A 22,123-nucleotide genomic window follows, 5' to 3' on the forward strand; every position below is an offset into this window, starting at 1 on the left:
GCGGTCCGCCGTCGCCCGCCACCGCCGTGACAGGAGCCGACGACGGCCCGACCCGCCCGGTAAGGAGCTGTGTTGCCCGCGATCACCCACGCCGAGGCGTACCTGGTCGACCTGGAGGTCGAGACGGTGCGGACCGACGCGGTCCAGTCGTTCCTCAAGCAGGAGACCGTCTTCGTCGAGATCGGTACCGACGACGGCGGCGGAGGTACCGGTTACTCGTACACCATCGGCACCGGCGGCACGGCGGTGCTCGCGATGCTGCGCGACTACCTGTTGCCCCGGCTGGTCGGCGCGGACCCGCAGCGGGTCGAGGCGGTGTGGCGGGACCTGTTCGCCGCCACCCGGGCCACCGCCGTCGGGGCGATCACGTCGCTGGCGCTGGCCGCCGTCGACACCGCGTTGTGGGACTGGCGGTGTCGGGCCGCGGGCCAGCCACTGTGGCGGCTCGCGGGCGGCGCCAAGGACCGCGTCCCGCTCTACGACACCGAGGGCGGCTGGCTGCACCTGAGCACCGAGGAACTGGTCTCCGGCGCGAAGGCCAGCCAGTCCGCCGGGTGGCGGGGCGTCAAACTGAAGATCGGCCGGTCACCGGTGCAGGACGCGGACCGGTTGGCCGCCGTCCGGGCCGCCGTCGGGCCGGACCTCGACCTGATGGTCGACGCCAACCAGTCCCTCACCGCGGCCGAGGCGGCCCGTCGGGCCCGCCTGCTCGAACCGGCCGACCCGTACTGGTTCGAGGAGCCGCTGCCCGCCGACGACGTCGCCGGGCACCAGTCGCTCGCCGCGGCCACCACCATCCCGGTCGCGGTCGGCGAGTCGATGTACTCGGTCACCCAGTTCCGCGAATACCTGCACCGCCAGGCCGCCGGCATCGTCCAGGTCGACGTGGCCCGGATCGGCGGCATCACGCCCTGGCTGAAGGTCGCGCACCTGGCCGAGGCGTACCACGTACCGGTCTGCCCGCACTTCCTGATGGAGCTGCACGTGAGTCTCTGCTGCGCGGTGCCCAACAGCCGCTACCTGGAGCACATCCCGCAACTGCGGGCGATCACCCGCCAGGAGATCCGGATCGTCGACGGCGAGGCGTTGGCACCGGACACCCCCGGGCTCGGCATCGACTGGGACCGGGACGCGATCGACGACCGGAGGGTCCGGTGACCACCCGGACCGCCGCCCCCGAGGCCCCGCCCTCGGCCACACCACCGTCGGGCCGGCCGGCCCGGATCCCGCTCTGGGCCAACCCCCGGGTCGGACTGGTCGTGCTGCTGGTCGGCCTGGTGGTGCTCTTCACCGCGCTGCGTCCGGCCTTCCTGGACACCACACTGACCCTGGTGCCGCTGCAGTCGGACATCAGCGTCTACGCCGTGGTCGGGCTGGCCCAGCTGGCTGTTCTCTCGCTCGGCCAGATGAACATGGCCGTCGGGCGGATGGCGGCGATGAGCGCCTTCGCGACGGGCCTGGCCTACGACCGGCTCGGCGTGCCGCTCATCGTCGGACTGATCATCGGACTGGCCGTCGGCGCGCTGCTCGGCGCGCTCGCCGGGCTGATCATCTCGCGTACCGGGGTCAACTCGTTCGTGGTCACGCTCGCCCTCGACTTCGCCCTGGTCGGTCTGATCACGATCCTCTACACCCGGTTCACCGACGGGGTCGCCTTCGCCGGCCAGCCCGCCGGCATGACCGCGCTGCGCAACGACACCTTCGCCGACTACTGCATGGGCGAGATCTGCGGGCCGCGCATCCCGCTGGTCGTACCGCTGGCGCTCGCCGCCGCGCTCGCCGTCGGGCTGCTGTTCCGGTACACCCGGGTCGGGCGGGAGATCCTGATGACCGGCGCCAACAGCCGGGCCGCGCAGCTCTCCGGCATCCCGACCCGCGACCGGGTGGTGCAGGCGCACGCGCTCAGCGGACTGCTCGCCGGACTGGCCGGCTTCCTGCTCGCCGCCAACAACGGCGCCTTCTCCGCCAGCATCGGCGACCAGTTCCTGCTGCCGTCGTTCCTCGGACCGGTGCTCGGTGGCACCTTGCTCGCCGGCGGCGCGGTCAGCGTGCTCGGTACCGTCCTCGGCGCCACCCTCACCCAGGTCATCTACAAGGGACTGAACCTGCTGCAGTTCCAGCTCGACCAGCTCAAGCTCTACATCGGCCTGGTGCTGCTGGTGGCACTCTCGCTGGACCGGGTCCGCCACGTCGTGGCCGAGCGGAGAGGAGCACGGGCATGACCACCACCACCGCCCGGCCCGCCGGGGGCGGCGTCCGGCTGCGGGCCGTCAGCCGCCGTCCCGAGTTCACCCTCGCCGTACTGGCGCTGGCCGGATTCGTCGCGCTGGCCGTCGCCACCGGCGGCAACCTGCTCTCCAGCGGCACGCTCGGCGCGTTCTTCCGGTTCCTGGCCGTCCCCATCGTCATCGGACTGGCCCAGATGGTGGTCCTGGCCATCGGCCAGATGAACCTCTCGGTAGGCACCCTCACCGGCCTCTGCGCGATGGTCGCCGCCTGGCTCATGCTGGAGGCCGGCCTGCCCGCGCCGCTGGCGATCCTCGGCGCGCTCGTCGTCGGGCTCGCCGCCGGCCTGCTCAACGGGCTGCTGGTGGTCTTCACCCGGATCAACGGTTTCATCGTCACGCTCGCCACCATGACCATCTTCGAGGGCCTGCGGTACGGGGTGAACGGCCCCGACACCTTCCAGGGCTACTCGGCCGGGCTGCGGGAGTTCGGTTCGGCCTCGCTGCTCGGGCTGCCGGTGGTCTTCCTGGTCGCGCTGGCGGTGGCGGGACTGGTGGCGGTCTTCTTCGCCCGCGCCGTCGCCGGCCGGCAACTGCTCGCCACCGGCGGCAGCCCCTTCGCCGCCCGGCTCTCCGGGGTCTCCAACGACCGGTCCGTCGTCGTGGCGCACGGGCTCAGCGGACTGCTCGCCGGCGTCGCCGCCGTGCTCACCGTCGCCGCCTCCGGTTCGGTGAACGCCAGCATCGGCGACGACCTGCTGCTGCCGAGCTTCGCGGCACCGATCATCGGCGGCGTCGCCCTCACCGGTGGTGTGGTCAGCGTCGTCGGCACCTGCCTGGCGGCGTTCCTGATCCGGCTGGTGGACGTGATGCAGGCCCAGTTCGACATCAACCGGCGCTGGATCGACCTGATCGTCGGCGCCGTGGTGCTCGGCGCGGTGCTGCTCGGCACCGTCCGGCAGCGGCTGTTGCGGAGGACGTCATGATGCTCACCGCCGAGAACCTGGTCAAGACGTTCCCCGGGGTACGCGCGCTGGACGGCGCCACCCTGCGGCTCGCCAGCGGCAGCGTGCACGCGCTGCTCGGTGAGAACGGCGCCGGAAAGAGCACCCTGGTCAAGATCCTGACCGGGGTGTACCGCCCGGACGGCGGCCGGATCCTGCTCGACGACACCGAACTGCGGCTCAGCGGCCCGCTGGACGCCCAGCGGGCCGGCATCGGCGTGGTGCACCAGGAGCGCAACCTGATCCCGGCCTTCTCGGTCGCCGAGAACATCGTGCTGCACCACCTGCCGCGCCGGGCCGGTCTGGTCGACCGGGCCCGGATGCGTACCGAGGCGCGGCGCTGCCTGGACCTGCTCGACCTGGACCTCGACCCGGATCGGCCGGTTGCCGACCTCTCGGTCGCCCAGGCGCAGCTGGTGGAGATCGCCAAGGCGCTCAGCGTCGACAGCCGGGTGCTGCTGCTCGACGAGCCGACCGCCTCGCTGACCGGGGACGAGGCCGACCGGCTCTACACCATCGTGCGCAAGCTGCGGGACAGCGGCCACGCGGTGGTGCTGGTCAGTCACAAGCTGGAGGAGGTCTTCGCGGTCGCCGACACGGTGACGGTGCTGCGCGACGGGCGCAGTGTCGCCGAGGCCGAGCCGCTGGCCGACCACACCCAGGACCAGGTGGTAGACCTGATGGTCGGCCGGGCGTACGCCTCGGTGCGGCTCGCCGAGCGGCACGTCGACCCGGCCACGGAACCGGCGCTTCGGCTGCGCGACCTGAGCACCGCCCGTGGCCACCGCGACATCTCCCTGCAGGTACGCCCCGGCGAGATCCTCGGCCTCTACGGACTGGTCGGGGCCGGACGCAGTGAACTGGCCAAGGCGCTGCTCGGGCTGGACCGGATCACCGGCGGAACGGTGGAGGTGCGGGGCCGGCCGGTCCGGATCCGCGACGTCGGCGAGGCGCTGCGCCGGTACCGCATCGGATACGTCCCGGAGAACCGCAAGGAGGAGGGGCTCTTCCTGGAGCAGCCGATCACCCGCAACATCGGGGTGACGGTGTGGCGACGGCTGGCCCGGGCCGGTCTGGTGACCGAGCGGGCCGAGCGGCGGCTGGTGGCCGAGTACACCGACCGGCTCGGCATCCGCGCCGCCTCGCCCCGACAGCTGGCCGGCCAGCTCTCCGGCGGCAACCAGCAGAAGGTGAGCCTGGCGAAGTGGCTCGCCGCCCGGTGCGAGATCCTGATCGTGGACGAGCCGACCGTCGGGATCGACGTCCGGACCAAGGCGGCCTTCCACCAGCTCATTGCCGAGCTGGCCGAGTCGGGCCTGGCGTTGCTGCTGATCTCCTCCGACCTGCCGGAGATCGTCACGCTGGCCGACCGGATCGCGGTGCTGAACGACTTCACGCTGCGCGGCGAACTGACCAACGACCACGACTACGGCCGGATGAGCCAGGCGATCATCCGGCTGATCCACGCCGGCCCGGACGGGGCGGGGGAGGAGAGGGCAGCATGAGACACACCGACCGGACCCGGCTGGGCGGCAGCGACGTCGAGGTGACCCGGCTCGGGCTCGGGCTGGCGCCGCTCGGCGGCCTGTACCGCCGGGTCGGCGACGAGCAGGCGTACGCCGCCGTGGAGCGGGGCTGGGCGGAGGGACTGCGCTACTTCGACACCGCGCCGCTGTACGGCAACGGGCTCTCCGAGCGTCGTGCCGGGCGGGTGCTGGCCGGGAAGCCTCGCGACGAGTTCACCCTCTCCACCAAGGTCGGTCGGGTGCTCGAGCCCGCCCCGACCGCCGACGGCGGTTCGGCGCCCGACGGCGGTGGCGTCGCCGACCAGAACAGCACCATCTGGGCCGAGCCGACCGGCGCCGAACCGGCCTGGGACTTCACCGCCGACGGGGTGCTGCGGTCGTACGCCGAGAGTCTCGACCGGCTGGGCCTGGACCGGGTGGACGTGCTGCACGTCCACGACCCCGACGAGCACTACGCCCAGGCGGTCGCCGAGGCGCTGCCGACCCTGGCGGGCCTGCGCGAGCAGGGCCGGATCGGCGCCGTCTCGGTCGGCATGAACCAGGCGGAGATGCTGGCCGACTTCGTCCGGACCGGGCACCTCGACAGTGTGCTGCTCGCCGGTCGGTACACCCTGCTGGACCAGTCCGGCCTCGCCGAGCTGCTGCCGTCGGCCCGGCAGCGCGGTGTCTCGGTGATCGCCGCCGGGGTCTACAACTCCGGACTGCTCGCCGACCCGAGACCGGGGGCGACCTACGACTACACGGCGGCACCGGCACCACTGCTCGCCCGCGCCCAGGCCCTCGCGGCGGTCTGCGCCCGCCACGACGTACCGCTGCGGGCCGCCGCGGTGCAGTTCCCGCTCGCCCACCCGGCGGTGGCGACGGTGCTGGTCGGCGTCCGTTCGGCCGAGGAGGTGGCCGACGCGGTGGCGATGTTCGGCCACGAGATCCCCGGCCAGCTCTGGCGGGACCTGCGCCGGGAGGGCCTGCTACCGGAGGAGGTGCCCCTGCCGTGATCACCGATGCGCACCAGCACCTCTGGACCGCCGACTACGGCTGGCTGGCGGATCCGGCGTTGGCCCGGATCCGCCGCGACTACGGCGTCGAGGAGCTGCGTCGCAACCTGCGGATCGCCGGCGTGGACCGGACCGTGCTGGTGGAGGCCGGCCGGTGTGAGGCGGCCGAGACGACGGGGTTCCTGGCGACCGCCGCCGACACCCCGGAGATCGTCGGCGTGGTCGGCTGGGCGTCGCTCACCGACCCGGCGCTGGCCGACGTGGTCGCCGGACACCGGGCCGGCCCCGGCGGCGAGCTGCTGGTCGGGATCCGGGACCAGGTGCAGGGCCAGCCGGACGACCACCTCGACCGGCCGGAGGTCCGCGCCGGACTGCGTACCGTGGCGGCGGCCGGACTTGTCAACGAGCTGGTGGTCCGGGCGGCGCAGTTGCCGTCGGTGGCCCGGGTCGCCGACGCCTTGCCGGAGAGCCGGTTCGTCCTCGACCACCTCGGAAAACCGCAGGTCCGGGCCGGTGCCGACGGGCTGGCCCGGTGGCGTGAACTGATCACCCCGGTGGCCGCCCGGCCCAACGTGGTGGCGAAGCTCTCCGGCCTGGTCGCCGAGGCGGACTGGGACCACTGGACGGTCGCGGACCTGCGGCCGTTCGTGGTGGCCGCCGTGGAGCTCTTCGGCCCCGACCGGCTGATGTTCGGCTCGGACTGGCCGGTCTGCGAGGTGGCCGCCTCCTATGCCGAGGTCCTCGCCGCGATCGGGGCCATTCTCGGCGGGACACCCGACGACATCTTCCACAGCACGGCAGTCAGCACCTACCAGTTGGAGATCGAATGAGGTACATGCGGGTGGGCCCGGTCGGCGCGGAGCGTCCGGTGGCCCAGGTGGACGGTCGGTACTTCGACCTGTCCGGCGTCACCCCGGACATCAACGGCGCCTTCCTCGCGGCGGGTGGCCTGGCCGGGGCACGCGGGATCGACCCGGGTGCCGGTGACGCCGACCTGGTGGCCGGACTGCCCGAGCGGGACGTCACCGGAGAGCGGATCGGCGCCCCGATCACCCGACCGGGGGTGGTGCTCTGCGTCGGGCTCAACTACGCCGCGCACGCCGCCGAGTCGGGGGTCCAGCCGCCGCAGTCCCCGGTCATCTTCTACAAGGCGCCGAACACCGTGGTCGGCCCGTACGACGACGTGCTGGTCCCGCGCGGGTCGACGAAGACCGACTGGGAGGTGGAACTGGCCGTGGTGATCGGCCGTACCGCCCGCTACCTGGAGTCGCCGGAGGCGGCGCTGGCGCACGTGGCCGGGTACGCGGTCGCCAACGACGTCTCGGAGCGGGAGTTCCAGCTGGAGGTCTCCGGCGGCCAGTGGTCCAAGGGCAAGTCCTGCGAGACGTTCAACCCGCTCGGGCCGTGGCTGGCCACCCCGGACGAGGTGGGTGACCCGGGCCGACTCGGACTGCGGCTGTGGGTCAACGGTGATCTCCGGCAGGATTCCAGCACCGCGGACATGATCTTCGACGTGGCGTACCTGGTCTGGTACCTCTCGCAGTACACCGTGCTCGAACCGGGCGACCTGGTCAACACCGGTACCCCGCAGGGTGTCGCGCTCTCCGGGCGGTACCCGTACCTGGCCGACGGTGACGTGGTCGAACTCGAGATCGACGGCCTCGGCCGGCAGCGTTCCGTGGTACGGGCCGCGGCATGAGGGTCACCGCGGTCGACACGTACGACATCCGTTTCCCCACCTCGCGGGAGCTGGACGGCTCCGACGCGATGAACCCCGACCCGGACTACTCGGCCGCCTACCTGGTGCTGCGCACCGACGCCGGGCCCGAGGGGCACGGCTTCACCTTCACCATCGGCCGGGGCAACGAGGTGTGCCGGGCGGCGATCGAGGCACTCGTCCCGCTCGTCGTCGGGCAGGACGTCGACGACCTCGGCGAGTTCGCCCGCCGACTCACCTCCGACTCGCAGCTGCGCTGGCTCGGTCCGGAGAAGGGGGTCATCCACCTGGCCACCGCGGCCATGGTCAACGCCGCCTGGGACCTAGCCGCCCGGGTGGCGGGCAAGCCGGTGTGGCGGCTGCTGGCCGACCTGCGGCCGCAGCAGATCGTGGACCTGGTGGACTGGCGCTACCTGACCGACGCGCTCACCCCGGCCGAGGCTCTGGAACTGCTGGAGGCGGCCCGACCCGGCCGCGAGCAGCGGATCGCCCGACTGGAACGGACCGGCTACCCGGCGTACACCACGTCGCCGGGCTGGCTCGGCTACGACGACAACAAGCTGGTCCGGCTCGCCAAGGAGGCGGTGGCGGACGGCTACCAGCAGATCAAACTCAAGGTCGGCGCCGACCTGGCCGACGACGTACGCCGGCTGGCCCTGGCCCGGGAGACGGTCGGCCCGAGGGTTCGGATCGCCGTCGACGCCAACCAGCGCTGGGACGTCGCCGAGGCGGTCGAGTGGATGACCGCGCTGGCGCCGTACGAGCCGTGGTGGATCGAGGAGCCGACCAGCCCGGACGACGTACTCGGACACGCCGCGATCCGGCGGGCGCTGGCCGGGGCCGCACCGGGCGGACGGCCGATCCGGGTCGCCACCGGCGAGCACGTGCAGAACCGGATCGTCTTCAAGCAACTGCTGCAGGCCGAGGCGGTCGACGTGGTCCAGATCGACGCCTGCCGGGTCGCCGGGGTCAACGAGAACATCGCGATCCTGCTGCTGGCGGCGAAGTACGGCGTCCCGGTCTGCCCGCACGCCGGCGGCGTCGGCCTCTGCGAGCTTGTCCAACACCTGTCCATGTTCGACTACGCGGCGGTCTCCGGCTCGATGGAGAACCGCACCATCGAGTACGTCGACCACCTGCACGAGCACTTCGTCGACCCGGTGGTGGTCGTGGACGGGGCGTACCGGGTGCCGACCGCGCCCGGCTTCTCGGCCCGGATGCGGCCGGAGACGCTGGCCGGGTACCGCTATCCGGACGGGTCCGCGTGGTCCTGATCCCCGTCGACGGAAATGGAGTGAGGTAGGGCATGGGTGACTTCGACGGTCTGGTGGCCGTGGTGACCGGCGGCGGGTCCGGCATCGGCGCGGCCTGTGCGGCGGCGTTCACCGCCGGTGGCGCGAAGGTCGGGGTGCTCGACCTCGACCCGGGGCAGCCGGGCGGCGACACGCTGGGCGTGGTCACCGACGTGGCCGACCGGTCCGCGCTGGAGGTGGCGATGGCCCGGGTCGCCGAGACGTTCGGCGGCATCGACATCCTGGTCAACAACGCCGGCATCAGCGCGGTCGGCAGCGTCGAGGAGAACGACGACGCGGAGTGGCACCGGGTGCTCGACGTCAACGTCGTCGGCGTGGTCCGTACCACCGCCGCCGCGCTGCCGTACCTGCGGCGCAGCGCCCGGGCGGCGATCGTGAACATCTCCTCGATCGCGGCCACCGCCGGGCTGGTGCAACGGGCCCTCTACTCGGCATCCAAGGGGGCGGTGCACTCACTCACCCGGGCGATGGCCGCCGACCTGGTCTCCGAGGGCATCCGGGTGAACAGCGTGGCGCCCGGCACCGTGGACACCCCGTGGGTGGCCCGGCTGCTGGCCAGGGCGGCCGATGCGGCGGCGGAGAAGCGCCGACTCGCCGCCCGGCAGCCCACCGGGCGGCTGGTCAGCGCCGAGGAGGTCGCCGCCGCGGTGGCGTACCTGGCCAGCCCCGCCGCGGGCGCGACCACCGGCACCTCGCTCGCCGTCGACGGCGGCATGCACGGGCTGCGCCTGCCGCGTGCCTAGCCACCGCGCCGGTCCGCCGCCTGCCGGTGGACCGGTCAGGCGCCCTGGCCCTGGTTCTGCATCAGGCCGCCGTCCATGAAGTACGTCGAACCGGTGACGTAGTCGGCGTCGTGACTGGCCAGGAAGACGGCGAGCCGGCCGATCTCCTCGGGCTGGGCGGCCCGCTTCCACGGGATGCTCTGCACCTGTTCCTCCAGGTACTTCGGGTCGTCGATCGCCTTCTGGTTGAACGGGGTGAGGACCATGCCGGGCCCGATGTTGTTGACGTTGATCCCCATCGGGGCGAGTTCCAGGGCCAGGCTCTTGGCCAGGTTCAGCAGTGCGCCCTTGCTGGCGTCGTAGTCGGCGCCGCCGGCCCGGGCGACCTCCTGGTGGATCGAGGTGATGTTGATGATCTTTCCGTCGCCGCCCTGGTCGCGGCGGTGCTGTGCGAACCGCCGGGAGCAGAAGAACGCGCCGTAGACGTTGACCCGGATGGCCCGGTCCCAGGTCTCGGTGTCGAGATCGATCACCGGGATGCCCGAGGCGTCCACACCCGCGTCGTTCACCAGTACGTCCAGTGCGCCGAACTCGGACAACGCGTCGTCGAACATCGAGCCGACCTGATGCTCGTCGCTGATGTCGCCCTGTACGACGATGGCCCGCCGCCCGGAGCGCTCCACCTGCTCCCTGGTGTGCTCGGCACCGTCGTGGTCGGTCAGGTAGTGCACCACCACGTCCGCGCCCTCCCTGCCGAACTCGATCGCGGTGGCCTGTCCGATGCCGGAGTCCGATCCGGTGATGAGTGCGGTCATCCCGCTGAGCCGTCCGGTCATGGGTAGCCCTCCTCGGAGTAGGTCGCGCCGGTCGACGCGGTGCTGAGCTGCCAGGCCGCCAGGATCAGCCCGATGTGCGAGAACGCCTGTGGGAAGTTGCCGAGCTGCTCGCCCGTGCGCGGGTCGAGCTGTTCGGCGAAGAGTCCCAGGTCGTTGGCCTTGCTCGCGATGATTTCGAACAGGCGTGCGGCCCGGTCCCGCTCGCCGGCCAGCGTCAGACACTGCGCCAGCCAGAACGAGCAGAGGTGGAAGGTGGCCGGGTCGCCGTCCCAGCGGCGGAGCAGGCCGTTGTGGCCGAGTCGCCGGTCGATCAGATTGATGGTGGCCCGCATCCGGGGATCGGCGGCCGGCAGGAAACCGATGATCGGCATCACCAGCACGCTCGCGTCCAGCCGGTCGGACCCGAACGCACCGGTGTAGGCGCCGACGTCGGCGTTCCAGCCCTCCCGCAGGATCGTCTCCCGGACCTCGTCCCGTTGCCGCGTCCAGCGCGCCAGGTCGTCGGCGTCGCCGAGCCGCTCGCCGAACCGCACCGCCCGGTCCAGCCCCACCCAGCAGTAGACCTTGGACGACAGATAGTGGCGCTGGGCGTCCCGGGCCTCCCACATCCCGGCGTCCGGCTCACGCCAACTGGTCGCCGCCTGGTCGGCGAGATCGCGCAACAGGTCCCGGATCTCTTCTGGCATCGGGTCGAGATGGTCCCGCAGCCGCCAGGCCGCGTCCAGCACCTCACCGAGTACGTCGAGCTGCCGCTGTCGCCACGCCTCGTTCCCCACCCGGACCGGCGCACTGTCGGCGTAGCCGCGCAGCGTCTCCATCGTGCGTTCGTCCAGCTCCCGTTCGCCCTCCACACCGAACATGATCGGCACCTGGCTCCCGCCGACCCGACCGACGGCCGAGGCGACCCAGTCGAAGAGTCGGCCCGCCTCGGTCGGGCACGCGGCGACCCAGAGTGCCCGTAGCGTCAGGCAGAAGTCCCGCAGCCAGGCGTACCGGTAGTCGTAGTTGCGGTCACCGCCCAGTTCCTCCGGCAGCGAGGTGGTGGCCGCCGCCACGACCGCGCCGCTCGGTTGGTAGGTGAGCCCCTGCAGCACCAGCGCGTTGCGCTGGACCAGTTCGGCGTAGCTGCCCTGGAACGGATGCTCCTCGGCCCACGACCGCCAGCCCAGCACGGTTTCGGCGAGCGGGTCCGGGTCGTCCACCGTCGGCACGGCCGGCGCCTCCCCGTACGTCGGGGCGTAGCGGAGCGTGAAGGTCTCCCGTTGTCCGGCGTGGACCTCGAAGTCGAGGGTCGCCTCTCCGGCGGTCGAGGCCAGCGGCAGACTGGCGTCCAGGGTCAGCGTCGTCGGGCCGGCGGTGGCCCGCAGTGTCCCGTCCCGACGGACCAGGTAGGCGTCCCGGCGGGCGTACTCGAACCGGGGACAGTAGGACATCGCCATCGGTACGACGCCGGAGACTCCCTCGACGACCCGTACCAGAGCGCGCGGCGAGCGCCGGCCGATCTGGTGACCACGGGCACCCGGCTCCAGCGCGAGCCCGTCGGTCACCGTCACCTCGCCCTGTCCGGTGCGGAAGACGGTGCGCAGCACCAGGGTGCCCGGCAGGTAGGAGCGGTGCACCTCGAACCGCCCGCGTGGGCGCAGCGACCAGTGACCGCCGTTCGGGTCGAGCAGCCGGGCGAAGACCGAGGGCGCGTCGAACCGTTCCGGACACCACCAGTTGACCGAACCGTTCCGGTCCACCAGGGCCGCGCTGCGCCCGTCCGCGAGCAGCCCGTGGTCGGCGATCCGGTCGTTGGCCACGTCAGCGTCTACCCCTCCGCGCCGGCGTCATTCGACCGGGGCCGGTTGTTCCGGCCCGCCGGGGGTCCCGGGTGGCGACGACGCCATCCACCGACGGTCATTCGTTGCATCAATGGGACAGCCGGGGCGAGGTGGTATTTATGGACAGAACCGCGCGTTTTTCCATGATCGCGGCCTTCGCCGGCTCCGCCGTGCTCTCCGCCGTGATGGCGGCGACCCGGCGCGACCACGGCCTCGGCCTCGGACCGGCCTGGGCCTGGATCCTCACCGCCCTGCAGGTGACCGCGCTCTACGCGGTGGGCAGAGGACACGGCGTGGGCTGGCTGCTGGGTGCCGCCGTCCAGCTCTGCTGGATCACGTACGCGGTCTTGACCACGCAGTACGGCTTCGTGCCGGGGTGCGTCGTCTCCGCCCTGGTCCAGGGCTACTCCTACCTGCGCACCGTACGGCGGCCACCGGCCGGCGTCGGCGCGCGGCCCGCCCCGGAGCTCGCCGAGGAGGCGTCCGGAACCGAACGCGGCGGGTGACCCTCGCACACGTAGCACCGGCGGTGAGGGGCCATTTCTGGATCGAGGGATGCAGAAACGCTGGGCCGATGTGCCCGTGCCATCCGCCCCGGCTGTGATCCGGCGCACGTACCGGATGTGCACTCCCTCGTTACGCCCATCGGGTGGAACGTGAGCGCGAGGAGGCGGGATGTACGAGGCGGAGCGGCGGTACTTCGGTGAACTGGCCGGTGACCGGGCCGGCGGTGGCGGTGACCGGCCCGCACTGGTGTTCCTGCACGGACTGACCTACGACCGGCGTCAGTGGGGACCGGTGCTGCGTGAACTGGCGGTCGTCGACCCGGGGCGGCGGACCCTGGTTGTCGATCTTCCCGGGCACGGGGGGTCACCCCGCCGGGACTCCTACCGCCCGGCCGAGGTCGCCGAGGTGGTGCACGGCGCGGTGACCGCCGCCGGCCTTGACGCGCCGGTGCTGGTGGGGCACTCGCTCGGCGGGGTGCTGGCCACCTGCTACGCCGCCACGTACCCGGCCCGGGGGGTGGTCAACGTCGACCAGCCGCTGCTGGTGGGCGGCTTCGCGGCGGTGCTGCGCCGGATGGAGCCGGTGCTGCGTGGCCCGGACTGGCGGGACGTCTGGAACACGATGCTCGGCGGGATGCGGATCGAGGAACTGCCGCCGTCCGCCCGCGAACTGGTCCGGACCGCCACCACACCCCGGCCGGACCTGCTCCTCGGCTACTGGGACGAGGTGCTGTCCCGGCCGGCCGAGGAACTCGCCGCGGAGCGGACCGCCGAGCTGGCCACCATCCGGTCCCGGGGCCTCGCCTACCGGTACGTGACCGGCGCGGAGCCGGATCCGGCGTACCGGAGCTGGCTGGAGACGAACCTGCCCGAGGTCACCATCACCGTACTGCCCGGAAGCGGCCACTTTCCGCACCTGGCCCACCCGGACGCGCTGGCCCGGCTGTTGGCCGGCCCGTCGAACGGGTCGGCGTAGCACCGTCGCCGACGTCCTGGCGGGCTGCCCCGGCCCTCGACGTGCACCGGGCCGGTCGCCGGACAGGGGCCTTACCAGGCGATCGCCGCGTACCGGCACGTACCCTGACCCGGTGGCCCTGATCGGACGCCGCCGCGAACTGGCCCTGGTGCGGCAGCTGCTCGACCGGGCGGTGGCCGGGGTGGGTGGCCTGCTGGTGATCACCGGCCCGCCCGGCTCCGGCCGGACGGCCCTCGCCGACGCGGCCGCGCGACAGGCCCGGGACCGGCACCTACCGGTGGTCCGGGCAACCGGCACCGGCACCGGTCGGTGGCTCTGGACGCAGGTGCTGGGTGACCTCGGCGGCGCCGCACCGCCGTCCGGCCCGGAGCCGTCGGATCCGCCCGCTCCCGACGACCTCGAGCGGGCCGCCCGGGTGATCGCCGACGGCGGTCCACGCCTGATCGTGGTCGACGACCTCGACCAGGCCGGTACGCGGGCGGTGGCCTTCCTGGCCCGGCTCGCCGCCCGCCTCGCCTCGGGCGCGACCGCGGTGCTCGCCACCGCCGCGGAACCGGTCGCGACAGCGGCCGAGCTGCGCCTGCGTGGCCTGACCGAGGCGGAACTCGCCGAACTGCTGCCCGGGCTGCCCGCCGACGCGGTGCACGCGCTGTGGCTCGCCTCGGCCGGTCTGCCCGGAGCCGCGATCAACCTCGCCGGGGAACTCGCCGGGCTCGACGTCACCGCCGACTCCGTCGTCCACCTGGCCCTGACCCGCCCGTCCCGGGCCGAGTTCCTCGACCTCGACGTCGGACTGATCCGGCTGCTGGAGGAGGCGGCCGGACGGCCGTCGCCGTCGGCCACCCGGGCCCGGGTGCTCGCCCGGCTCGCCCGCGAACTGCTCGGTGACCCGTCGGCCGCGCACCGCCGACGTGAACTGGTCGACGAGGCTCTGACGCTGGCCCGACTGACCGGCGGTCCCGGTACCGTCGCCGAGGTTCTCGACGCCCGACTGCACGCCCTCTGGGATCCGGCGGCGGTGCGGGAACGGCTGAGTACCGCGACGGAGATCGTCGCGCAGGCCCGCCGGGCCGGCGAGACCGCCCTCGAACTGCGCGGACTCTTCTGGAGTTTCACCGCCCTGGCCGAACTCGGCGACCTGGTCGCGGCCGAGACCGCCCTCGCCGGGTACGCCCGCGCCGCCGAACTGGCCGGCGACCCGGAGGCGGCGGTGGTGGTGTTGGCCCGCCAGGCGATGCTGGCGACGGTACGCGGTCGGTTCGCCGAGGCGGAGTCCCTGACGGCCGAGGTGGCCGAGCGGGGACGGCGGGTCGGGCTCGCCGACACCGACCGGCTGACCCGTTCGCTGTACGGCCGGCTCGCCATGTTCCGGGGCCAGGTCGGTACGGCGGAGGTGTCGATCCTGCGGGGCCTCGCCCGGCGCCTGCCCGGACACTTCTTCGAGGCGACCGCCGCCCGGACGCTCGCCGAGACCGGTGGCGACACCGAGGCGGCGCTGGAGTTGGAGCGGCTGCTGCCGACGGTGCTCGCCGGCTCCGGACCGCGTTGGGTGGGGGCGCTGGCCGACCTGGCGGTGGTCGCCTGCCGTACCGGCCCCGTCGAGGCGGCCCAGGCGCTGTACGACGCCCTGCTGCCGTACCGGGGACGGCTGGTCGTCTGGGGTGGCGCGAACACGATCACCGGTCCGGTCGACGACTATCTCGGCCGGCTCGCCGTCCGGCTGGGCCGCCCCGACCAGGCGCTGTCCCATCTGGACGACGCGGTACGGCTGGAGCGGCGGATCGGCGCCCTGCCCTGGCAGGCGTACACCCTGGTCGCCCGGGCCGACGCCCGGTCCGCCCGGGCCGACGCTGCCGAGGTCGGTGCCGGGCGGGGGCGACCCGACGCCACCGACCGTGACCTGGCGCGCGACGACCTCGCGCGGGCCCGGGTGATCGCGGCCCGCCTCGGCATGGCCGGCCTGCTGGGCAGCCTCACCCCACCGGCCGACGACCGGGTGGCCGACGAGTGGCGGCTGGTTCGCGACGGCGACGACTGGCTGCTCGACGCCGGTACCGAGTCGGTCCGGTTGCGTGACGCGCGCGGCCTGCACTACCTGAGGAGCCTGCTGGCCGCACCCGGTACGGAGATCGCCGCACTGGACCTGGTCGCCGGGGGTGCGGGTCTGCGGGTCCCGGACGGTGAACCGATGCTGGACGAGGCCGCCCGTCGGGCGTACCGGAACCGGTTGCGGCTTCTCGACGAACAGTTGGCCTCGGCGGACCGCGCCGGCGACGTGGACCGGGCGACGAGTGTCCAGGCGGAACGGACCGCCCTGCTGGCCGAACTGCGACGGGCCACCGGGCTGGGCGGTCGGACCCGGCCCCGGACCGGCGAGGCCGAGCGGGCCCGGGTCAGCGCCACCCGGGCGTTGTGGACGGCCGTCACCCGGGTCGAGTCGGCCGCGCCGCTGGCCGGCGCGCACCTGCGGGCCTCGCTGCACACCGGCCGGTTCCTCCGCTACCAGCCGGCGCCCGGCGGACCGGCCCGGTGGCGGGTCTGAACCGTCCGGCGCGGCCACCAGCGGTGGTTCGCCGACGGGCCGGGCGTCGGCGCTCGGGTCGGCCCGCCGGTTCCTCCCGTTGTCTACTGTCGAGGGGCCGGTTCCCGAACGCGTGGGTGGAGACGATGGAAGATTCCGAGCTGCTGGCCTACGCCATCGCCCGGGCCTGGCCGGACGACCCGAAGGAGGTCCCGCCCGAGCTGGCGGCGATCGAACCCGAACTGCTCGACGAACTCCGTGCCCTGGACGGTGGCGTCGGGGCCGCCACCGAACTGCCGCAGCGCCGTATCCGCGCCCTGCTCGATGGTGTGCCGGCGCTCAGAAACCGGGTGTACGTCGAACTGGACCACCTGATCGACACGATCGAGCGCGGTCCCGGTCCGCGGCTCGACGACGGGCTGCGCCGGATCCGGCACAGCCAGGTCGAGATCGGGTACGTCACCGACCGGTCGCCCACCGGGGTCGCGGGCGCCGAACATCGGTACGGCAGCCAGCGGGCCCGGACCCTGAGTTTCGGGGTGGCCCGGGTCAGCATCCCGGACGACCACCGGATGGGCCGACTGCCGAGGCCCCGCGGCTGGCGGTTGTGGTTCCGGCCCGACCGGGCGAGCCATCTTGAACTGGACGGGGCGGGCGAGCTCACCGACGTGCTGACCCGGCTGCGTACCCGTGCGCCGCGACCGGACCTCCTGGTGTTCGTCCACGGCTTCAACGTCGGGTTCGCCGACGCCGTGCGCCGGACCGCCCAGCTCGCCTACGACCTCAACTTCACGGGCGTCCCGGTGCTGTACAGCTGGCCGTCGGAGGGGGAGACCCTGTCGTACTTCGTCGACGGGGAGAACGCCGCCGCCAGCCAGTGGAACTTCCGTACCTTCCTGCGGGCGGTGACCGGCGACCAGGACGGCGGGCGGGTGCACGTGGTCGCCCACAGCATGGGCAACCGGATCCTCAGCGAGGCGTTGAGTGCCCTGGACACCTACCGGCTCGGGCAGGTGGTCTTCGCCGCGCCGGACGTCGACGCCGGCGTCTTCGCCGACCGGGCCGCCGCGTTCACCGGCACCGCCGAGCGCTACACGCTCTACACCTCCGCGCGGGACCGGGCACTGGCCGCCGCGCGACAGTTCGTCCGGCATCCCCGCGCCGGTCAGGCCGGACCGGGCCTGGTGGTGGTGAAGGGCGTCGACACCATCGACGTCAGCGAACTGGACACCGACTTCCTGAGCCATTCGTACGTGCTGGAGCACCGCTCGGTCGTCGCGGACCTGTACGCCCTGATCGAGCACGGCCGTCCGCCGGAGCAGCGGTTCGGGCTGGCACCGATGATGGCCCCGAACGGTCCGTACTGGAAGTTCCGCAGGTAGGTCCCGACCGGACGGCCCGCAGGTGGTGCGGAACCGTGGGCGGCACCTGGTGCCCGCCGGCGTTGTCGACCCCGGGAGGTCCGGCGGCCGGTACCGTCGGGACGGTCGCGTCGAGCGGTGGGAGGGCCGAGATGACAACCGGAGCACGGGAACTGCTGGAGACGATGCGTGCCCGGGCCGACATCGACCCGCTGGCCAACCCGTTCGTCGCGGCGGTGGTCGAGGGACGGGCACCGGTGGCGTCGGTGGCCGCGTTCGCCGCCGAGGAGCGACACATCATTCCCAGCGACCGGCGCAGTTTCCTGCTGCTCGCCGCGCGGGCCGAGGAACCGGTCGCCGTCGAGTTCTTCACCACGCTGGCACAGGGCGAGAACCTGGTGCTCCCGATGGTTTCCGCGCTGGCGGCCGGTGCCGGGATGGCCGGCCCGGCGCTCGCGGCGTACGAACCGCAGGCCGGCTGCCAGGCGTATCCCGGGTACGTCGCCTGGCTGGCGCTGAACGCCGATCCGGCCGGGGCCGCGCTCGCGCTGGTGGCGAACTTCGCCGCCTGGGGCGGGTACTGCGCGGCGCTCGCCGGGGCACTGCGTGAGCGCTACGGGTTCGACGACACCTCCTGTGCCTTCCTGGACTTCTTCGCCACCCCGGCCCCCGGTCTGGCGGAGCAGGCGGTCAGGGCGGCACAGGAGGCGCTCGACGCCGGCCGGCCGCTGACCCATGCCCGGCGGTACGCCCGGCTGCTGCACGACGTCGAGACGACCTTCTGGCACACCCTGGCCGCCGTGGCGCACTGACCGGGGTCAGCGGGCCACGGTCAGGTCCTCCTCGGCCGGTACCGCCGTCGTCGGGGTCACCGGGGCGGCCGGGGTCGCTTTCGGACGCAGTACGGCCACCGCGACGATCGCGGCGGCGACGCCGCCCAGCATCCCGACGATCGCGCCGGTGGACATCGCGTCCACAAAAGCGCTCCTGGCCAGCCGGACCAGTTCGCCGTCACCGGTGAGGGCGGCGATCCGCAGCGCCTCGCCGATCGACTCCCGGGCCGGGCCGGTGACCTCCCGGGGCAGCGCGGCGGCGTACGCGGCGGTCAGCACACTGCCCAGCACCGCGACGCTGAGCGCCGCGCCGACCTGCTGCACGGTGTCGTTCACCGCAGAGCCGACACCGGCGCGTTCGGGCGGCAGGGCCGCCAGCAGCGTGCCGACCGCGGCCGGACCGGTGATCCCGCTGCCCATTCCGATGACGACCAGCGCCACGGCCAGTTTGGGGTAACCGTCGGTCGACCCGGTGGAGGCGAGCACCGCGAAGCCGGCGGCCATCAGCAGCAGGCCGGTGGCGATCGCCACCCGGCTGCCGAGCCGTCTGTCCACCACGACCCCGATGCCGTTGAACGCCACCACGGTCACCAGCATCGGAATGAACGCCAGGCCCGCCCGCATCGGACCGTACCCGAGCACGAACTGCAGGTACTGGGTGAGCGCGAGCATCACACCGCCGGCGGAGAACGAGAGCAGCACGATCGACAGGCTGGCCCCGCCGAAGTTCCGGTCGCGGAACAGCGACATGGGCAGCATCGGCTCGGCGACCCGCCGCTCCCACAGCGCGAAGGCGGTGAGCAGTACGGCGGCGGCGACCAGTCCGCCGACCGTGCGGGGCGCGGACCAGCCGTGCCCGACCGACGAGATGACCGCCCAGACCAGGGCCGTCATGCCGAGTGTGGAGAGCAGTGCGCCGAGCACGTCGGGTCGGCTGGCCGGTCCCCGGGACTCGGGGATGATCAGGAGGGTGGCGACGACGCCGAGTACGGCGATCGGGATGTTCATCAGGAACACCGAGCCCCACCAGAAGTGTTCGAGCAGCAGTCCGCCCACGGTCGGACCGCCGAGCGCGCCGAGCATCAGCACGGAACTCCAGATGGCGATCGCCTTCTTGCGTTCGGAGTCGTCGAAGACGGTGGTCAGGACGGAGAGCGTGCCGGGCATCAGGAACGCGGCGCCGACGCCCATCAGGCCCCGGGCGGCGATCAGCTGACCGGGTGTCTGACAGAGCGTGGCGAGGCCGGACGCGCCGCCGAAGACGACCAGGCCGATGACCAGGCCACGGCGTCGGCCGTGCCGGTCGGAGAGGCTGCCCGCGGTGAGCAGCAGGCCGGCGAAGACCAGGATGTACGAGTCGATGATCCACTGGATGTCCGAGGTGCTCGCGCCGAGGTCGCGGATCAGCGACGGGATGGCGATGTTGAGCACCATGTTGTCGATCACGACCACGAGCAGGCTCAGACAGAGCACGCCGAGGATCCACCATCGACGCGGGTGGGGAGCGGTCACGACGATCTCCGATCGTACGGTGTACGAGAATTCTCGCACACCGTACAGGACTCTCGAACAGCGTACGAGGGTCGGTAGGATGACCGGGTCGAGAGGACGCCCGGATGCCCCCGAAGTCGGACCACTTCACCAACTCGGTCTGGACCCGTCCGCCCCGCGGTCGGGGCGAGCAGCCCACCCTGAGCCGCGAGCAGATCGTCCGTGCCGCGATCGAGCTGCTCGACGCCGAGGGTCCGACCGGGCTGAGCATGCGCCGCCTCGGCACCCGCCTCGGCGCCGGCGCCACCTCCGTCTACTGGTACGTGGCGAACAAGGACGAGCTGCTCGAACTCGCCGTCGACGAGGTGATGGGGGAGGTGTACGTCCCGGAGGTCGGCGACACCGGCTGGCGGATCGGCGCCTCGGTCCTCGCTGCCGGCTTCCGTACCATGCTGCTGCGCCACCCCTGGGTGATCGGCCTGCTCGGCGTACGCCCGAACCTCGGCCCGAACGCGCTGCGGATCGGCGAGCGTACGGTGGCGCTCCTGGCGGCGGCCGGCTTCTCGGGCATGGAGTTGGCCCACGTGAGCTCGCTGCTGATGTCCCACGCCATCGGCTCGGCGACCATGGTGTCCGCGGTGCGGAACAGCACCAGCGGTTCCGGCCAGTCGTTCGACGAGGCGGTCCGGGCACTCGAGCCGCACCTGGAGCGGGTGGGGGCCGACCACCCGAACTACGACCGGTGGCGCCGCGACCTCGGCGCGGACGCGACGGACCTGGAACGGTCCTGGGACGAGGGCTTCACCTTCGGGCTGGAACGACTGCTCGACGGCCTGGAGATGTGGCTCGCCCGGCGCGACCCGAACAGCTGAGCGCGCTCGTCGCGGGCACCGACGGTGACCCGCCGCCCCGGCCCGGACGGGCCGTCGTCACGCGGCGACGGTGACCGCTGTCGGTGCCGGTACGCCTTTCGTCACCACCTTTCTCCGGAACACCGTCGACCGTTCACCCACACGTCGTCTTCTCTCCTGGTCAGGACACCGGGACCGGGCAGTATGGCCGCCGGGCGCGCACCACCCGACCGCAGCAGCGGAGTCGGGCGGCAGGGCGCCGACGAAACGGCTAAGGAGAAAGCAAGTGCGATTCGCGGTTGCCCGTACGGTCGCGGTGCTCGCGGCGTCCGCCGGGTTGGTAGGTGTCGCCGCCTGTGCGCCGCCCGAGAAGGCCGGTGCGGAGACGAACAGCCCGGCAGCCACCGCCACCACGGCGGCCGACCTGGGTGGACTCGACAAGTTGATTGAGGCGGCCAAGAAGGAGGGGGAGCTGAACGTGATCGCCCTCCCGCCGGACTGGGCCAACTACGGCGCGATCATCAAGGCCTTCGGCGAGAAGTACGGCATCAAGGTCAACTCGGCCCAGCCGGACGCCGCCAGCCAGGACGAGATCAACGCGGCCAACCAGCTCAAGGGCCAGGCCGGCGCGCCAGACGTCTTCGACCTCGGTGACGCGGTCGCCCGGGCGAACGTGTCGATGTTCGCCCCGTACAAGGTCTCGACGTTCGACGAGATCCCGGCCGCGCTCAAGGCCGCCGACGGCGCCTGGGTCAACGACTACGGCGGCTACATGTCGATCGGCTTCGACGCCGGCAAGGTGCCGGCGCCGCGGAGCCTGGCCGACCTGCTCAAGCCGGAGTACAAGGGCAAGGTGGCGCTCAACGGCGACCCGACCCAGGCCGGCGCGGCGTTCAGCGGAGTGGTGATGGCGGCGCTGGGCAACGGTGGCTCGGCCGACGACATCAGCAAGGGTGTGGACTTCTTCGGCCAGCTCAAGAGGGCCGGCAACTTCCTGCCGGTCGACCCCACCCCGGCCACCATCGAGTCCGGCCAGACCCCGGTCGTGATCGACTGGGACTACCTCAACGTGGCCCAGGGCGCCAAGCTGGCCGGCAAGGCCGACTGGAAGACCGTGGTACCGGAGAACGCGGTGGTCGGCTCGTACTACGTACAGGCGATCAACGCCGACGCCCCGCACCCGGCGGCGGCCCGGCTCTGGCAGGAGTTCCTCTACTCCGACGAGGGACAGAACCTCTGGTTGTCCGGCGGCGCCCGCCCGGTCCGCGCCGAGGCGATGGCGAAGGCCGGCACGATCGACCAGACCGCGTACGGCGCGCTGCCGGCCACCACCGGCCAGCCGGTCTTCCTCACCGAGGCGCAGACCGCCAAGGCGAAGGAGATCCTCACCGCCAACTGGGCCAAGACGATCGGCTGACCCGGG

Annotated in this window: 19 protein-coding genes; 16 read left to right on the forward strand and 3 right to left on the reverse strand. The window is 72.7% G+C overall.

The annotated features are described in order from the left end of the window. Positions 1 to 72 precede the first annotated feature (72 nt). From V1633_RS14880 to V1633_RS14920, 9 genes are read left to right on the forward strand one after another with little or no spacing between them, the layout of a single operon-like run. Complete coding sequence (locus V1633_RS14880) at positions 73 to 1,158, forward strand: mandelate racemase/muconate lactonizing enzyme family protein (RefSeq protein WP_331214891.1); 1,086 nt, start codon at positions 73 to 75, stop codon at positions 1,156 to 1,158. Then, positions 1,155 to 2,222: an ABC transporter permease gene (locus V1633_RS14885; RefSeq protein WP_331214892.1), complete on the forward strand. Its 1,068-nt coding sequence runs from the start codon at positions 1,155 to 1,157 to the stop codon at positions 2,220 to 2,222. Before V1633_RS14880 ends, V1633_RS14885 begins: the two co-directional genes overlap by 4 nt. After that, a complete protein-coding gene (locus V1633_RS14890) occupies positions 2,219 to 3,211 on the forward strand; it encodes an ABC transporter permease (protein WP_331214893.1) in 993 nt (330 codons plus the stop codon). The genes V1633_RS14885 and V1633_RS14890 overlap by 4 nt, the downstream gene beginning before the upstream one ends. After that, the gene (locus V1633_RS14895; RefSeq protein ID WP_331214894.1) at positions 3,208 to 4,734 is read left to right on the forward strand and encodes a sugar ABC transporter ATP-binding protein; all 1,527 of its coding nucleotides are present in this window, start codon (positions 3,208 to 3,210) and stop codon (positions 4,732 to 4,734) included. Before V1633_RS14890 ends, V1633_RS14895 begins: the two co-directional genes overlap by 4 nt. Continuing rightward, positions 4,731 to 5,750 carry an aldo/keto reductase gene (locus V1633_RS14900; RefSeq protein ID WP_331214895.1) on the forward strand — a complete coding sequence of 340 codons (1,020 nt, stop codon included), beginning with the start codon at positions 4,731 to 4,733 and terminating at the stop codon, positions 5,748 to 5,750. The genes V1633_RS14895 and V1633_RS14900 overlap by 4 nt, the downstream gene beginning before the upstream one ends. Then, positions 5,747 to 6,580, forward strand: a complete 834-nt coding sequence (locus tag V1633_RS14905; RefSeq protein ID WP_331214896.1) for an amidohydrolase family protein — start codon at positions 5,747 to 5,749, stop codon at positions 6,578 to 6,580. Before V1633_RS14900 ends, V1633_RS14905 begins: the two co-directional genes overlap by 4 nt. Further along, complete coding sequence (locus V1633_RS14910; protein WP_331214897.1) at positions 6,577 to 7,449, forward strand: fumarylacetoacetate hydrolase family protein; 873 nt, start codon at positions 6,577 to 6,579, stop codon at positions 7,447 to 7,449. Before V1633_RS14905 ends, V1633_RS14910 begins: the two co-directional genes overlap by 4 nt. After that, complete coding sequence (locus tag V1633_RS14915; RefSeq protein WP_331214898.1) at positions 7,446 to 8,741, forward strand: enolase C-terminal domain-like protein; 1,296 nt, start codon at positions 7,446 to 7,448, stop codon at positions 8,739 to 8,741. The genes V1633_RS14910 and V1633_RS14915 overlap by 4 nt, the downstream gene beginning before the upstream one ends. A 32-nt stretch (positions 8,742 to 8,773) precedes the next feature. After that, positions 8,774 to 9,523: an SDR family NAD(P)-dependent oxidoreductase gene (locus tag V1633_RS14920; protein ID WP_331214899.1), complete on the forward strand. Its 750-nt coding sequence runs from the start codon at positions 8,774 to 8,776 to the stop codon at positions 9,521 to 9,523. Positions 9,524 to 9,558: 35 nt separating this feature from the next. Here the strand turns inward: V1633_RS14920 and V1633_RS14925 are convergent, their stop codons facing one another. Together V1633_RS14925 and V1633_RS14930 are read right to left on the reverse strand one after the other, a co-directional pair. Next, complete coding sequence (locus tag V1633_RS14925; RefSeq protein WP_331214900.1) at positions 9,559 to 10,338, reverse strand: glucose 1-dehydrogenase; 780 nt, start codon at positions 10,336 to 10,338, stop codon at positions 9,559 to 9,561. Continuing rightward, the gene (locus V1633_RS14930) at positions 10,335 to 12,140 is read right to left on the reverse strand and encodes a glycoside hydrolase family 15 protein (RefSeq protein ID WP_331214901.1); all 1,806 of its coding nucleotides are present in this window, start codon (positions 12,138 to 12,140) and stop codon (positions 10,335 to 10,337) included. The genes V1633_RS14925 and V1633_RS14930 overlap by 4 nt, the downstream gene beginning before the upstream one ends. Positions 12,141 to 12,280: 140 nt before the next feature. On the opposite strand from V1633_RS14930, the gene V1633_RS14935 reads away from it, so the two are divergent. The 5 genes from V1633_RS14935 to V1633_RS14955 all read left to right on the forward strand — a co-directional run bounded on the left by V1633_RS14935 (position 12,281) and on the right by V1633_RS14955 (position 18,337). Further along, on the forward strand, positions 12,281 to 12,667 hold the full coding sequence (locus tag V1633_RS14935; RefSeq protein WP_331214902.1) for a hypothetical protein: 387 nt from the start codon (positions 12,281 to 12,283) through the stop codon (positions 12,665 to 12,667). Positions 12,668 to 12,836: 169 nt separating this feature from the next. After that, positions 12,837 to 13,643, forward strand: coding sequence for an alpha/beta fold hydrolase (locus tag V1633_RS14940; protein ID WP_331214903.1), 807 nt, complete (start codon positions 12,837 to 12,839; stop codon positions 13,641 to 13,643). 112 nt (positions 13,644 to 13,755) lie between these two features. After that, positions 13,756 to 16,185 (forward strand): ATP-binding protein, encoded by a 2,430-nt coding sequence (locus tag V1633_RS14945; protein ID WP_331214904.1) that lies wholly within the window; start codon positions 13,756 to 13,758, stop codon positions 16,183 to 16,185. A gap of 125 nt (positions 16,186 to 16,310) precedes the next feature. Continuing rightward, a complete protein-coding gene (locus tag V1633_RS14950; protein WP_331214905.1) occupies positions 16,311 to 17,546 on the forward strand; it encodes an alpha/beta hydrolase in 1,236 nt (411 codons plus the stop codon). 131 nt (positions 17,547 to 17,677) lie between these two features. Continuing rightward, complete coding sequence (locus V1633_RS14955) at positions 17,678 to 18,337, forward strand: thiaminase II/PqqC family protein (RefSeq protein WP_331214906.1); 660 nt, start codon at positions 17,678 to 17,680, stop codon at positions 18,335 to 18,337. A 6-nt stretch (positions 18,338 to 18,343) separates the two neighbouring features. Here the strand turns inward: V1633_RS14955 and V1633_RS14960 are convergent, their stop codons facing one another. Beyond that, positions 18,344 to 19,870: an MFS transporter gene (locus tag V1633_RS14960; protein ID WP_331214907.1), complete on the reverse strand. Its 1,527-nt coding sequence runs from the start codon at positions 19,868 to 19,870 to the stop codon at positions 18,344 to 18,346. Between the two features lie 104 nt (positions 19,871 to 19,974). Between V1633_RS14960 and V1633_RS14965 the strand changes: the two genes are divergently transcribed. Then, positions 19,975 to 20,721, forward strand: coding sequence for a TetR/AcrR family transcriptional regulator (locus V1633_RS14965; protein ID WP_331214908.1), 747 nt, complete (start codon positions 19,975 to 19,977; stop codon positions 20,719 to 20,721). A gap of 265 nt (positions 20,722 to 20,986) precedes the next feature. Further along, the gene (locus tag V1633_RS14970) at positions 20,987 to 22,117 is read left to right on the forward strand and encodes an ABC transporter substrate-binding protein (protein ID WP_331214909.1); all 1,131 of its coding nucleotides are present in this window, start codon (positions 20,987 to 20,989) and stop codon (positions 22,115 to 22,117) included. Positions 22,118 to 22,123 lie beyond the last annotated feature (6 nt).

Source organism: Plantactinospora sonchi, from assembly GCF_036422035.1.
GTDB lineage: Bacteria > Actinomycetota > Actinomycetes > Mycobacteriales > Micromonosporaceae > Plantactinospora > Plantactinospora sonchi.